12 protein-coding genes are annotated in these 12,336 nt (G+C 72.9%); 3 read left to right on the top strand and 9 right to left on the bottom strand.

Annotated features, from left to right (window positions below):
* Window positions 1-56: 56 nt before the first annotated feature.
* The 4 genes from ACFYU0_RS32200 to ACFYU0_RS32185 form a co-directional block, all read right to left on the bottom strand.
* Window positions 57-1,253 (bottom strand): cytochrome P450, encoded by a 1,197-nt coding sequence (locus tag ACFYU0_RS32200; RefSeq protein ID WP_389305774.1) that lies wholly within the window; start codon window positions 1,251-1,253, stop codon window positions 57-59.
* The gene (locus tag ACFYU0_RS32195) at window positions 1,250-1,990 is read right to left on the bottom strand and encodes a thioesterase II family protein (RefSeq protein ID WP_389305772.1); all 741 of its coding nucleotides are present in this window, start codon (window positions 1,988-1,990) and stop codon (window positions 1,250-1,252) included. The genes ACFYU0_RS32200 and ACFYU0_RS32195 overlap by 4 nt, the downstream gene beginning before the upstream one ends.
* The gene (locus tag ACFYU0_RS32190; RefSeq protein ID WP_389305770.1) at window positions 1,987-3,753 is read right to left on the bottom strand and encodes an AMP-binding protein; all 1,767 of its coding nucleotides are present in this window, start codon (window positions 3,751-3,753) and stop codon (window positions 1,987-1,989) included. The genes ACFYU0_RS32195 and ACFYU0_RS32190 overlap by 4 nt, the downstream gene beginning before the upstream one ends.
* Window positions 3,754-3,964: 211 nt before the next feature.
* Window positions 3,965-4,792 (bottom strand): BTAD domain-containing putative transcriptional regulator, encoded by an 828-nt coding sequence (locus tag ACFYU0_RS32185; protein WP_351672938.1) that lies wholly within the window; start codon window positions 4,790-4,792, stop codon window positions 3,965-3,967.
* A 219-nt stretch (window positions 4,793-5,011) separates the two neighbouring features.
* Between ACFYU0_RS32185 and ACFYU0_RS32180 the strand changes: the two genes are divergently transcribed.
* Window positions 5,012-6,046, top strand: coding sequence for a threonine aldolase family protein (locus ACFYU0_RS32180; RefSeq protein WP_389305768.1), 1,035 nt, complete (start codon window positions 5,012-5,014; stop codon window positions 6,044-6,046).
* On the opposite strand, the gene ACFYU0_RS32175 is transcribed toward ACFYU0_RS32180, so the two are convergent.
* The 3 genes from ACFYU0_RS32175 to ACFYU0_RS32165 all read right to left on the bottom strand — a co-directional run bounded on the left by ACFYU0_RS32175 (window position 5,973) and on the right by ACFYU0_RS32165 (window position 8,138).
* Window positions 5,973-6,728: a LuxR C-terminal-related transcriptional regulator gene (locus ACFYU0_RS32175; protein WP_389305766.1), complete on the bottom strand. Its 756-nt coding sequence runs from the start codon at window positions 6,726-6,728 to the stop codon at window positions 5,973-5,975. The genes ACFYU0_RS32180 and ACFYU0_RS32175 overlap by 74 nt on opposite strands.
* Window positions 6,729-7,026: 298 nt before the next feature.
* Window positions 7,027-7,242 (bottom strand): DUF397 domain-containing protein, encoded by a 216-nt coding sequence (locus ACFYU0_RS32170; RefSeq protein ID WP_389305764.1) that lies wholly within the window; start codon window positions 7,240-7,242, stop codon window positions 7,027-7,029.
* The gene (locus tag ACFYU0_RS32165; RefSeq protein ID WP_389305877.1) at window positions 7,239-8,138 is read right to left on the bottom strand and encodes a helix-turn-helix domain-containing protein; all 900 of its coding nucleotides are present in this window, start codon (window positions 8,136-8,138) and stop codon (window positions 7,239-7,241) included. Before ACFYU0_RS32165 ends, ACFYU0_RS32170 begins: the two co-directional genes overlap by 4 nt.
* A gap of 152 nt (window positions 8,139-8,290) precedes the next feature.
* Here ACFYU0_RS32165 and ACFYU0_RS32160 point away from each other — a divergent pair, with 152 nt between their 5' ends.
* Complete coding sequence (locus ACFYU0_RS32160; RefSeq protein ID WP_351672948.1) at window positions 8,291-8,770, top strand: ATP-binding protein; 480 nt, start codon at window positions 8,291-8,293, stop codon at window positions 8,768-8,770.
* Between the two features lie 268 nt (window positions 8,771-9,038).
* On the opposite strand, the gene ACFYU0_RS32155 is transcribed toward ACFYU0_RS32160, so the two are convergent.
* On the bottom strand, window positions 9,039-9,830 hold the full coding sequence (locus ACFYU0_RS32155) for a VOC family protein (RefSeq protein ID WP_389305762.1): 792 nt from the start codon (window positions 9,828-9,830) through the stop codon (window positions 9,039-9,041).
* 311 nt (window positions 9,831-10,141) lie between these two features.
* Here ACFYU0_RS32155 and ACFYU0_RS32150 point away from each other — a divergent pair, with 311 nt between their 5' ends.
* Window positions 10,142-10,993 carry a sulfurtransferase gene (locus ACFYU0_RS32150; RefSeq protein ID WP_389305760.1) on the top strand — a complete coding sequence of 284 codons (852 nt, stop codon included), beginning with the start codon at window positions 10,142-10,144 and terminating at the stop codon, window positions 10,991-10,993.
* A gap of 79 nt (window positions 10,994-11,072) precedes the next feature.
* Here the strand turns inward: ACFYU0_RS32150 and sepH are convergent, their stop codons facing one another.
* Window positions 11,073-12,113, bottom strand: coding sequence for a septation protein SepH (sepH, locus tag ACFYU0_RS32145; RefSeq protein WP_351666522.1), 1,041 nt, complete (start codon window positions 12,111-12,113; stop codon window positions 11,073-11,075).
* Window positions 12,114-12,336: the final 223 nt, after the last annotated feature.

Raw genomic sequence — 12,336 nt, 5'->3', positions numbered from 1 at the left:
ACCTCCATCAGATGGTTGTCTTCGCCGCATCGTCGGCGGTGGCGATTAATCGACGGTTACGCACGCCCGTTCAGCCGCAGCGGGAGCGCGCTGACTCCCCAGGTGAAGTTGGACGGCGTGAACGAAGGGGTGCCGGTGAGCTCCACACCGCCGACGCGCCCCGCCAGCCGGCCGAACAGGGCGCCGAGTTCGCAGCGCGCCATGCGCGCGCCGAGGCAGAGGTGCCTGCCGTGGCCGAACGCCAGGTGCCGGTTGGGGCTGCGGTCGACGAGGAACCGGTCCGGCTCGTCGAAGACCTCCTCGTCCCGGTTGGCGGAGGCGTTCCAGAGCGTGACCCGCTCGCCCGGCCGCAGCCGCTGCCCGGCGATCTCCGTCGGGCGCAGCACGGTGCGCATCGCGTGCACGCCCGGCGAGGTCCAGCGCAGCGCCTCCTCGACCGCCCCGGCCACTCCGGCGGCGCCGAGGGCGCGCAGCCGGTCCCACTGCTCGGGGAACTGCGCGAAGGCGAGCAGGCCTCCGGTCGCGACGTAGCGGGTGGTCTCGTTGGCGCCGGAGAGCACCCCGTTGCAGTTGAAGATGATCTCCTCGTCGGTCAGCGGGCGGTCGCCGTCGGCGTCCACCCTGCCCTGGGTCGCGACCCAGCTGACGAAGTCGTCACCCGGCCGCGCCCGTCGTGCCGCGAGCAGATCGGCGAAGTACAGGAAGATCTCGCCGTTGGCGTGCTTGCCCGACGCGTCGTCGAACGCCTCGGTGGTGACCGTGCCGATCCAGTCCCAGTCCGCCCGGGGGAGATCCATCAGGGCGCACACCACGTGGTTCGGCAGCCGCTTGGCCACCTCGATGAAGTCCAGCGGCCGGTCGAGGACGTCGTCGGTGACCAGCTCGTCCACCACCTGCCGCACGAGCCTGTCGACCCGGGGCATGCGGGAGGGTCCGAACCACTCCATCAGCGTCCGCTTGACCGCGGTGTGCTGCGGCGGATCGGAGACGATCAGCATCCGCTGGGCGACCGCCGCCACGGCGGCCGTGTCGCTGCCGATCCGCATCCCGAAGCGGGAGCCGAAATGCGTGGAGTCCGCGTACACGGCGGCGATGTCACGGTGCTTCGTGAGCACCCAGAACGGCGCAGGGCCGCCCGGGTGCCGGTACACCGGCGCGTTGGCGCGCAGCCAGGCCAGGGTGTCCCAGAAGTCGTTGCGTTCGAAGGGGCCGGGATCGACCAGGTCGATCACCGGCGGCGCCTGCGGGATCATGACGGTTCCTCCTCGGCGATGTCGGCCAGCACCCGGGAGAGCCGTCCGAGCACCGTGCCCGGATCGTCGCGGCTGATCCGGTGCCCGCCGGCGAAGTCGTGGCGGTGCAGCGGCCCGGTGGTCACATCGCGCCAGTCGTCCAGTTGGGCGGGGGTGACGGTCTCGTCGGCGACGGCGCCCCACGCGTACACCGGGCAGCGCAGCGGCTCCGTGCCCGGCACGTCGTGGAAGGTCTTCGACAACTCCGCGTCGCGGCGCAGCACTTCGGCGGCGATGTCGCGCAGTTCGGCGACGAGCTCCGGCGGCAGCTCCGAGCCCTCGACGCTCGCCGACGCCAGCCGTTCGACGTCGTCCTCGTGGAGTCCGCCCTGCCGCGCCCAGTGGACCGGCGCCCGGCAGACGCAGACCACGAGTGCGGCCGGGCCGACCGCCCGGGCCAGCTCGTAGGCGATCAGGCCGCCGAGGCTGTCCCCGAAGACGACCAGCGGCCGGTCGAGGAGCCCGGCGTCGGCCAGTTCGGCCTTCACGGCGCCGACCACCTCGGCGATGCTGGCGGGCGGCGGCTCGCCCCACCGGTCCTCCCGGCCGGGCAGCTGCACGGCGCACACCGTGGCGCTCGGGCCGAGCCGGACCTGCCAGTCCTGGAACTGGAGGGCGCTGGCGCCGGCCTGCGGCAGGCAGAGCAGGACGGGGGCGGCGGGTGAGGCGCCGTTCGGCCAGCTGCGGAGGTAGGTCATGACGCCGCCGTGGTCTGTGCCAGCCGGGCGCGGACGAGATCCGCGCAGCCTCGGATGGTGGGGTTGCTCAGCAGTTCGCGCATCGACAGGGACACCCCGGTCTCCTGACGCAGCGCGGTGATCATCCCGGCGGCCAGCAGGGAGTGCCCGCCCGAGGCGAAGAAGTCGGCGTCCACGTCGGTCACCGGTTGCTCCAGGGCGGTGTTCCAGACCCGTGTGACGGTGCTGAGCAACGCATCCGCTGGCTCGGGCAGTTGCCGCCCGGAGCCGGCGCCGTCGGCGGCCGCGTGCGCCGTGGCGAGCGCGGCCCGGTCGGTCTTGCCGTTCGGGGTGAGCGGCAGCGTCTCCAGGCGCCGGATGCCGCTCGGCACCTGGTGCGCGGGGAGCCGCGCGGCGAGGAGGTCCCGCAGCTCCCCGTCCCCGGGATAGCCCTCGGCGGGCACCACGGCGAGGCCGATGGTCCGGCCTCCCGGCAGCAGGTAGGCGACGGCCTGGGCCACACCGGGTCCGACGGCCCGGCGCTCGATCTCGGTCAGCTCCACACGGAACCCGCGCACCTTGACCTGCGTGTCGCTCCGGCCGCGGAACTCCAGCTGGCCGTCGGCCCGGCGCCGGACGAGGTCCCCGGTGCCGTAGACGCGGCCGAGCAGGGGGTCGGTCACGAAGTGCCGCGCCGTCAGCTCCGGTTCGTGCCGGTAGCCGAGCGCGACCCCGGGCCCGCCGATGTACAGCTCGCCCTCCTCGCCGTCGGGCACCGGGCGGCCCTCGGGGTCGAGCACGTGGACGGCGTAGCCGGGTATCGAGGTGCCGATCGTGGTCAGGTCGTCGCCGCGGGCGCTGTCCGCCCAGGTGGCCGCGATGGTGGCCTCGGTCGGCCCGTAGACGTTGAGCATCCGGCGACCGGTCGCGTGCCGCTTCGCCAGGTCCGGCGGGCACGGTTCGCCGGCCACCACGATGGCCTCCGCGCTGTCCACGCCTCCCTCGCAGGCGGCCAGCAGCGACGGCGTCAGGCACACCACCCTGGGCGTGAGCGCGGCGATCGCGGCCGCGGGTCCGTCGGCCGCCGACCGGGCGAGGTCCACGATGCCGAGCGCGTTCCCGTGCACCAGGTACAGCAGGGTGCACCACAGCCAGCCGTCGAACGCGGGCGACACGGCGACGATGCCGTTGCCGCCGCGCGGCATCCCGAGGGTCTCGATCGCGTCGACGAACGCCTCCAGGTTCCCGAAGGAGACGTCGACCCCCTTCGGCCGGCCGCTGCTGCCGGAGGTGTGGATCACGTAGGCCACGTCGTCGGGGGAGTACTTGGGCTCCGCCGCGACGGCGGCGGCTTCGGCGGGCTCCTCGAACAAGTCCGAGGCCGTCAGCACCGGAAGCCCGTTGCCGAGCACCTCCGGCGTCAGCTCGGCCGCGATGATCCACTCGGCGTCGGAGTTGGCCGTGACACTGCCGAGGTGGGCCGCGGGGTGCCGCTCGTCCAGGAGCACCGCGGTCGCGCCGAGCGCCCAGACGGAGAGGAGCGCGGTGAGCGCGTGCCGGTCACGGCCGGTGGCGAGCGCCACCACGGTGCCGTGCCCGATCCCGTGGGCGTGCAGCGTACGGCTCGCCGTGTCCACGGACACGGCGAGTTCGGCCCAGGTGAGAGCACCGTCGGCCGTGATGACCGCGGGCTCGTCGGGACGTTCGGCGGCGTGGCCGCGCACATGGGCCAGCAGGCGGGAGATCACGGCTGGAGGCGTGGTCGTCGAAGAGGTCGTGGGCATGCCCGAGTCCTTCCTTCACCGGTTGGGGACCGCACGGACCAGGTCCTGTCGTCGAATCCCCGTCGTCGCCCGGAGGGCGGTCCCGCGGCGGGAGCGCGTGCGTGGTCGCGTGGTGTCGCGGGGCGGGCGGGAACTTGACCACAGGGCCTAGGTCGTGTCCGCGAAGTCGCGTCGTTCGCCCGTGACGCAGGCGCGACTTCGCGGACACGGCCTAGAGGGCGACCGGCCGGCCGCGTCCGCTCAGGACCTGGTGCAGGGCCTGCCTGGTGTCGGCGGACGGTTCGACGCCTATGAGGCGCTGCAGCCGCCGCTCGCACAGCTGGTACCAGCGCATCGCCTGCTCCGGCTGGCCACGCAGGCCCGCGACCCTGATCAGGTCCTGGTAGGTCGGCTCGTGCAGGGCGTCGAGCTCCAGGGTGCGCTGACCGAGCGCGAAGACCGCGTCCGCGTCGCCGCGTTCCACCGCGGCGGAACGCAGGACGTCGAGGGCGCCCAGCGCCAGCGACCGGTAGTACTCCCGCGCCTCGGCGATCCAGTCCTCGTCCTGACCCGCCAGGAAGTCGCCGTGGTAGAGGGCGATCGCCCTCGTCAGGCTCTCCTCGGCCTGCTCCGCACGGCCGTGGGAGCGGTGCTGCATGCCGTCGTGGACCAGGTCCCGGAACTCCTCGATGTCGCACCAGGCGTCGTCCGCGTCGAGCAGGTACCCGCCGTCGCGGTGAAGCAGCCGGATCGGCGACCCGGCGTCCTCCGGGGTCTTGCTGGCGCCGAGCGTGCTGCGGGCTCCGCAGCAGGCCACCTTCAGCGAACTGGAGGAGGCGCGCCACTCGGCCTCCGGCCAGAGCGCGTCCCGCAGCTGGTCACGGGTCATCACCCGGTTCCGGTGCAGCATGAGGTACTGAAAGAAGCTGCGGGACTTGCCGGCCCTCCAGCGCTCGACCGGCATACCGCCGACCGAGGTCACGAACCGGCCGAAGAAACACACCGACAGGTACGCGGACGGCGTGTCGGGTACGTTCACGAGCATGGTCGCAACGGTCATCTTCCTCACAACCTCTCCCGGGCTGCCGCCCGGCGGATCGCCATAACCGGTCCCGAGCCTAGGTTCGGCCTCCGGTGGTGAGGAGGTGGTAGCGGCGGAGATACCACCTTCCCGGCCAGGTGGTACAACCTGGTCGTATCGAGGATGAGCCGGAAGGTGTAGCGCTCCGAGCCATGAAGACGTTGCCGGTGGTTTCACGGGGCCGGAAGACTTGTCGCCATGAACAGACCGACGGGTCCCGCACGCGAGGACTTCGCGAGCGACAACCACGCGTCGGCCCACCCCGCCGTCCTGGCCGCGATCGGCGCGGCCGCCCGCGGGCCGGCGCCGGCCTACGGAGGCGACCGCTGGACGGCGGCGGCCGAGGCGGGCCTGCGCGATCTGGCCGGGCCGGCGGCGGTCCCGCTGCTGCTCTTCAACGGCACGGCCGCGAACGTCCTCGGCCTTTCCGCCCTGCTCGGTCCGGGTGACGCGATCATCTGCGCCGACAACGCCCACTTCGCGGTCGACGAGTGCGGGGCGGTGGAGGCGATGCTGGGCAGGAAGCTGCTGCTCGCCCCGGCGCCGCACGGCAAGCTCGCCCCGGCGGCGATAGAGGACGTGCTGAAGCGGTGCACGGACGTACGGACGCCCCGTCCCTCGACCGTGGCCATCACCCAGGCCACCGAACTGGGCACCTGCTACTCACTGGAGGAGCTCGCGGCGCTGCGCGACCTCTGCGACCGCGAGGGGCTCCGCCTCTACCTGGACGGGGCACGGCTGGCCAACGCCGTGGCCCACCTGGGCTGCAAGGTGGACGACATCGCCCGCTTCGCCGACGCCCTCAGCTTCGGGTTCACCAAGAACGGGGCGCTCGGCGCCGACGCGCTGCTCCTCATGACGCCCGGCGTCGCCGAGCGGGCGCCTTATCTACGGCGTCAGCAGGCGCAGTTGGCGTCGAAGATGCGGTTTCTCGCGGCACAGGTCAGCGCGCTGCTCGACGGCGAGCTCTGGCTGGACAACGCGCGGAGCGCGAACGGCATGGCCGCCCGTCTCGCGGCGGACCTGGAAGGACTGCCCGGACTGCGGTTGACCCAGCCGGTGCAGTCCAACGCGGTCTTCGTGGAGCTGCCGCCCGCGGCGACGAACTCGCTGCGCGAGCGCTGGACCTGCTACCTCTCGCCGGACGGGGTGACCCGTCTCATGACGTCCTACGCAACCGGTCGGGCGGACGTGAGCGAGCTTGTCGCGGAAGTGTCGGCGAGCCTGACGTAGCAGCCGGTCGCCCGTCCGGGTGCCGCTCGGGCAGCATGCCCGCCGCCACGGCCCGCCGCAGTGCGTCGACCCGGGAGACCGCGCCGAGCTTGCGGTAGATGTTGGTGAGGTGGCGCTTGACCGTGCTCACGCTGATGAACAGCCGTCCGGCGAGCTCGGCGTTGCTCATGCCCTCGGCGAGCATGGCGAGCACTTCGAGCTCGCGGGCCGACATCGGACCGGACACCTTGGCCCCGGTCCAGTCGTCCGCGAACAGGGACCTCTGCGGCAGGTGGATGACGAGCTGGTCCGAGTCCGTCAGCACGCAGTCGATCGCCGTCCTGAGGGTCCGGTAGTCGACCGACTTGTGCAGGAAGCCGGACACTCCGACGGCTGTCAGCTCGCGGATCCGCGCGCCGTCGTCGTGCATGCTCAGGATGATCACCCTGGTGTTCGGGCTGTCCTCGAGGACGTCGATCAGCAGTTCGTGCGGATCGGGACCCGGCATCTCCGTGTCGATGATCAGTACGTCCGGCCGCAGCAGCCGGCACAGGAGGACCGCCTCGGCGCCGGTCGAGCCCTCGGCCTCGACGACGAACGTCGGAACCGACGCGAGGAGGGACACGAGACCGCTGCGGAACAGGTGGTGACTGTCCACCACGACGAGCCGGGTGCAGGCCTCGGACATCGGTGCCCGGACCAACTCGGCCGTCCTGCCGCTTGTCCCCCCGGAATCGGTGACGAACCTCAGCGCACTGGTGACTTCCTCCGTGGCGCGATGAATCCCCAATGTCGTGCCTTCCCCCGTCGGCGCAAGGCTTCCCCGTGTCGCCCAGCCCTGCTGGCGAAGGTAACCGCCCGGTTTGAGGATGACAAGGCAACGACGCCCCTTTGGTGACGCGGCCTCAACCCGGTGTGCGCACCGGCCCGCGTCCCGGGTGTGGGGGACCCGGGGGACACGCAGAGGCCTCCGCCGGATGGAGCACTTCGCCGACTGAGCGTCAGACGCACCGCTCGGACGAGGCCAGCCCGACGAACTCCGCCCACGCCTCACGCGACACGGTGAGGACGGCTCCGGCGACGGCCTTGGAGTCACGGACGTGCACGGCTGCGGTAGCGGCGGCGATCTCCACGCACTGCCCTCCTTCGGCTCCGCTGTAACTGCTCTTGAACCAGAGGAGACCAGTAGCGGCGGTCGAGGACTCAGCGTTGTTCATAGCGATCCCAGCAACCCTTCGACGAACGCCATCGATTCTCTCGGAGTGAGAGCTTGTGATCGGATAATCCCATAGCGCGCGGCGGTGACAGCAGCGCGTGCAGGGTCCGTCTCGAGTGCGCTCGTTCCCTGTGCTTCGGCGTACACGAACTGCTTGCCGTCCTGGCGGATGACGACGGTGAACGGCCCGTCCACACCTGCGCTCTCCTCGCTGCTGAGCGGCATGACTTGAAGCTGCACGCTGCGCTCTGCCCCGATGAGGAGAAGGTGCTCCAACTGCCCTCGCTGGACGTCCCTTCCTCCGTAGCGACGGCGTAACACCGATTCGTCCATCACGAAACTCAGCAACGGCGCGGGCTCCCTACCGAGAATGTCCTGCCGGGCCAGCCGCGCCGTCACGCGTTGCTCGATGGTGTCCTGCTTCAGCGGTGGACGACGCATGGTGAGCAGCGCCCGCATGTACTCCTCAGTCTGGAGGAGGCCGTTGACCACGAGAGTGTCGTAGGCGAGCAGTTCCATGGCCTCCTTCTCCAACGCCGCCATCCCCTGGAAGAACACCGGATACTGAGCCCGCTCCACCTGCTCCTTCCACAGGCACAGCAACCCGCCCGCCCCCAGCACCTCGTCCGCGCGCTCGATCGCCCGGGGTGACGGAATCCTCCGCCCCTGCTCGAACGCCGCGACCGTGGAAGCCGAGTAGCCGAGGCGCCGCCCGAACTCCTCGCGTTCCAAGCCCTCCCGCAGCCGCAGCGTCTTCAGTGTCTGCCCGAACGCGACCACGATCCCGCGCCCGGTCTCGTCCTCCGGACGCCGCCCGGCCCCGCCGTCGTTGTCCCAGCCGTCCCCGAGACTCACGACCGCCCCGGTCTCCGCCTCGGCGTCCTGGCGCTCAGCCATGTCCGTCATCACCGCCTCCTCGACCCAACGCCCCCGTAGGGAAAGCCGTTACGGCGCACAGCGCCTACGCACGCCGACACCGCGCGTACAGCAGCGCTCTGTCACCGCGTCACCGCTGGTCACGCTATGCGACCACCGGCACCGTGATCGGCATGACGGCCAAACCCAACACCTTCGAGATGCGCTTCACCTCCACACCTCGCGGAGCCCGCCTCGCCCGCCGCATGGCGGCCGTCCGGCTGGACGCGTGGGGGATCCCGTACGGCACCGACGCGCACGACGCGGTCGTACTGATCGTCGCGGAACTCACCGCGAACGCCGTGCGGCACGGACACGTCCCCGGCCGGGACTTCCACCTGCACCTCCATGCCCCGCTCCACGACCACGTCCTGCGTGTCGAGGTCACCGACACCCGCGGCGAACGCCTTCCTCGCCGCCCCACCGCTCCGAGGGGCGCGGCCGGCGCCGAGGAGGAAGCCGGCCGGGGGCTGCTCCTCGTATCGCAGCTCGCCGCCCGCTGGGACTGGCACCCGCGCCCGGACGGCCCGGGCAAGACCGTCTGGGCGGAGTACGCGCTCGCGTCGTCACCGACCCCGCCGAGCCCACGGAGCGCGCACTTCGGGCGGCGGTGACGCCGGCGGACGCGCGCGGGGCCTTGGCCCGGGCGGCGCGTGCGGAACCGGCGGCCTCGGCCGGCTCCTGGAGATCGAGTGCACCCCGTCGGCCAAGGGCGACCGCCGCTACCTCGTGCTGTCCGAGCCGCCGGGGGAGGCCTGGTCCGCTCAGGCCGTCCGGGACGTGTTCGCCGTCGACGTCATCCGGCGTACGGCGGCAGGCTGGGACGGAGACGAGGCGAAGGCGGCCCTGGGCGGCGAGCAGGGGTGCCCGGCGGCCAGGGCGTCAGCGCCGGTCCCCGATCACCGAGAACACCGCCCCCTCCGGGTCCGCCACCGTCGCGACCCGGCCGTGCGGGGTGTCGTGGGCCGCGGCGAGGACCCGCCCGCCCAGTTCGGTGACCTGAAGCAGCGTTTCCTCGGTGTCGGCGACCTGGAAGTAGGTCAGCCAGTGGGCGCCGCGGTCGCCGGGCAGGGCGTGGCCCAGGCCGCTCAGGGTGGCCACCGGGCGGCCGCCGGCGCGCAGGGTCACGTGGTCGGAGCCGGTGTCGGCCTGCGGTTCCTCCTCGTAGCCGAAGACCGTCTCGTAGAACTTGGCCACGGCGGTGGTCTCGAAGGTGAGCAGCTCGTGCCAGGCGGGGGTGCCGGGGACGCCGCCGATCGACGTGCCGAGGTGGGCCGCGCCCAGCCAGATGCCGAACACCGCCCCGGCGGGGTCGGCGGCGATGGCCATCCGCCCGGCCTCGGCCGCGTCCAGCGGGCCCACGGCCAACGTGCCGCCGCACAGGCGCACCTGGTCGGCCGTGGCGTCCACGTCCCGCGAGGCGAAGTACGGCGTCCAGGCGACCGGCAGCCGGCGGTCCGGCGGCAGATGGCCGATGCCCGCCACGTCGTGGCCGTCCAGGAGCGCCCGCACGTACGGGCCGAGCTGCTGCGGTCCCGGCCGGAACTCCCAGCCGAACAGGGTGCCGTAGAACCTCTCGGTCGCGGCCGGCCCGTGCACCATCAGGCTCACCCAGCAGGGTGTGCCGGGCGCGCGCCGTGCGTGCGGGCCGGCCGACTCCCGTGCCTCGGTCATCGATCACTCTCTCCCCGGCCCCCACGGGGCCGTGTCGCTTCCGCCTGCCGGAAGGGGTGTGCCGTCCACGCGCACATCCGCGCCGGTCCTCGCGCCCTCCGGGGTGCCGCACGCCGGGCCGCGCCGACCGCCCGGGGCACCGGGAGGGAATGTCCGCTGCGCCGCCGTGCGCCGCTTCCCGGCGACGGCCGGCGAGTGTCCGACAGTTGTACAGCCTGTGCCCGGTCCCGTACGCCGGGTGATCGGACCTGTCCGGCGGGAGAGTAGCCGGACCTGGACGCCGCGGCCACCCCTGACGTAAGGATGACGCCATGACAGCCATCATCAGCGCGACCGAACTGGCCCGAGAGATCGAGGGGGAGACGCCGCCCGTCCTGCTGGACGTCCGCTGGCGGCTCAGCCTCGCGAAGGCGGCGGGCGAACCGCCGTTCGACGGCCGGGCCGAGTACGCGGCGGGGCACATCCCCGGCGCGGTCTTCGTCGACCTGGACCGGGAGCTGGCCTCGGCCCCCGGGGAGCGCGGCCGCCATCCGCTGCCCGACCTCGCGGAGTTCGGCGCGGCCATGCGCCGCGCGGGAGTGTCGGCCGCCCGGCCGGTCGTCGTCTACGACGGCGGGGTGGGCTGGGCCGCCGCGCGCGCGTGGTGGCTGCTGCGCTGGACGGGTCACCCGGACGTGCGGTGCCTCGACGGCGGGTTGCCGGCCTGGGAGGGTCCGCTGTCCACCGGGACGCCCGCTCCCGCCGAGGGCGACTTCCGGCCCGTGCCGGACCCCGCCGGGCTGCTGGACGCGGACCAGGCGGCCGCCCTGGCCGGCTCGGGCGTGCTGCTCGACGCGCGCGCGGGGGAGCGGTACCGCGGTGAGGTGGAGCCCATCGACCGGGTCGGCGGGCACATCCCGGGCGCGGTGTCGGCGCCGACGACCGAGAACGTGGGCCCGGACGGCCGGTTCCTGCCCGCGGCGGACCTGCGGGACCGCTTCAAGGCCCTGGGGGTGTCCGGCGACGTTCCGGTGGGCGTCTACTGCGGCTCGGGCGTGTCGGCCGCCCAGGAGGTGCTGGCGCTCGCGGTCGCGGGCATTCCGGCGGCTCTGTACGTCGGTTCCTGGTCGGAGTGGTCCTCGGACCCGTCCCGCCCGGTGGCCGTGGGTCCGGATCCCCGCTAGGGCCGAAGAGGCGGGGGCACGCGCGTGTACTCCCGCCTCTCACCCGTCGTACGAGGATCCACACGGGCGTACGGCCCGTTTACTCCTGCTTCTTGCGCCGGGTCCCGAAGACGATCTCGTCCCAGCTCGGGACCGCGGCCCGGCGGCCGGGGCGGACGCCGTCGGCCTCGGCCTGGCGGTCGGTGGAGCCGATGAGCCGGTCCCGGTGGCTGCCCACCGAGCGCGGCATGAGGACGTCCGCGTAGGCGGACCCGGCCGACGCGGCGGGCGCCGGGGGCTCCTCCTCCTCGACCTCCTCGGGCGGCTCCTCCGAGACCTCCACCGGCCGTTCCGGGACCACCAGGTCGCCCCGGAAACTCGGCACCGCCTCCAGCAGGCTGGTCAGCGAGTCGCGTTCGCCGGTGGTCTCCTCGGCCGGCTCGGACGCCTGCGCGGGCAGGCTCGGCCGGTCCCGGTCGACCCGCTCCAGGGCGCGGTCCATGCCCCGGTCGCGCGGCAGCCGGGCGATGCGCGGGACGAACGGGAAGCTCGGCTCCGGCACGGCGAGGTCGTCGGACTCGCCGATGAGGGAGCGCGCCTCCTCGTCCACCGCCTGGACGAGCCGCCGGGGCGGGTCGTACGTCCAGCTCGCCGAGTGCGGTTCGCCCGCGACCCGGTAGACGAGCAGGACCTCCCAGGTGCCGTCGTCGCGGCGCCAGGAGTCCCACTGCACGGTGTCCTTGTCGGCGCCGCGCAGCAGCAGCCGCTCCTGGACGGCCTCGCCGAGCAGCGGACCGGAGTTCTCGCCGGGCCGGCGGACCGGGGTCTTGCGGGCGCGCTCGGCCATGAAGGCGCGCTCGGCCAGCACGGGTCCCTCGAAGCGCCGTACCCGGTCGACCGGGATGCCGGCGAGCTGGGCGACCTCTTCGGCGGTGGCGCCTGCTCGTATACGCGCCTGGATGTCACGCGGGCGGAGATGGCTCTCCACCTCGATCTCGATCTGGCCGAGACGGGGCCGGTCGCCGCGGACGGCGGCGCGCAGCCGCTCGTCGATCGGAAGCGTGTACTCCGTTGAGTCGGCAGCCTTGAGCACCAGCCGTGTGCCGTCATTGGAGACGGCCACGACACGCAGTTCGGGCATGGGGACCTCCCGGGTGGTGCCTGCCGACGTCACGTGCGTCGCTGCTTCCGCTAGTCGAGTGTGGCCTGCCCGGGTGCAGCCTGCCACAACCTTGCCGAGTTGCCCGGCGTGTCGGGCATGGGCCCTGGGCCGCCGTTATGGCACGGTTACCTGTTCGCAACGCTAAGTGACCAACTCCGTCACCCTGTGCAACTGGCCCCCTCCCGGCGGTCCTGCGAGGTCG

It is taken from the genome of Streptomyces sp. NPDC003720 (assembly GCF_042875075.1).
Lineage (GTDB): Bacteria > Actinomycetota > Actinomycetes > Streptomycetales > Streptomycetaceae > Streptomyces.
The sequence above is the reverse complement of the archived record's forward strand: the minus strand, read 5'-3'. Positions and strand labels throughout refer to the sequence as shown.

Excerpts from the sequence above, each read along its gene's own strand:
- ACFYU0_RS32200 (WP_389305774.1), bottom strand. The coding sequence starts at position 1,253 with ATGATCCCGCAGGCGCCGCCGGTGATCGACCTGGTCGATCCCGGCCCC.
- ACFYU0_RS32195 (WP_389305772.1), bottom strand. The coding sequence starts at position 1,990 with ATGACCTACCTCCGCAGCTGGCCGAACGGCGCCTCACCCGCCGCCCCC.
- ACFYU0_RS32190 (WP_389305770.1), bottom strand. The coding sequence starts at position 3,753 with ATGCCCACGACCTCTTCGACGACCACGCCTCCAGCCGTGATCTCCCGC.
- ACFYU0_RS32185 (WP_351672938.1), bottom strand. The coding sequence starts at position 4,792 with ATGACCGTTGCGACCATGCTCGTGAACGTACCCGACACGCCGTCCGCG.
- ACFYU0_RS32180 (WP_389305768.1), top strand. The coding sequence starts at position 5,012 with ATGAACAGACCGACGGGTCCCGCACGCGAGGACTTCGCGAGCGACAAC.
- ACFYU0_RS32170 (WP_389305764.1), bottom strand. The coding sequence starts at position 7,242 with ATGAACAACGCTGAGTCCTCGACCGCCGCTACTGGTCTCCTCTGGTTC.
- ACFYU0_RS32165 (WP_389305877.1), bottom strand. The coding sequence starts at position 8,138 with ATGGCTGAGCGCCAGGACGCCGAGGCGGAGACCGGGGCGGTCGTGAGT.
- ACFYU0_RS32160 (WP_351672948.1), top strand. The coding sequence starts at position 8,291 with ATGACGGCCAAACCCAACACCTTCGAGATGCGCTTCACCTCCACACCT.
- ACFYU0_RS32155 (WP_389305762.1), bottom strand. The coding sequence starts at position 9,830 with ATGACCGAGGCACGGGAGTCGGCCGGCCCGCACGCACGGCGCGCGCCC.
- ACFYU0_RS32150 (WP_389305760.1), top strand. The coding sequence starts at position 10,142 with ATGACAGCCATCATCAGCGCGACCGAACTGGCCCGAGAGATCGAGGGG.
- sepH (WP_351666522.1), bottom strand. The coding sequence starts at position 12,113 with ATGCCCGAACTGCGTGTCGTGGCCGTCTCCAATGACGGCACACGGCTG.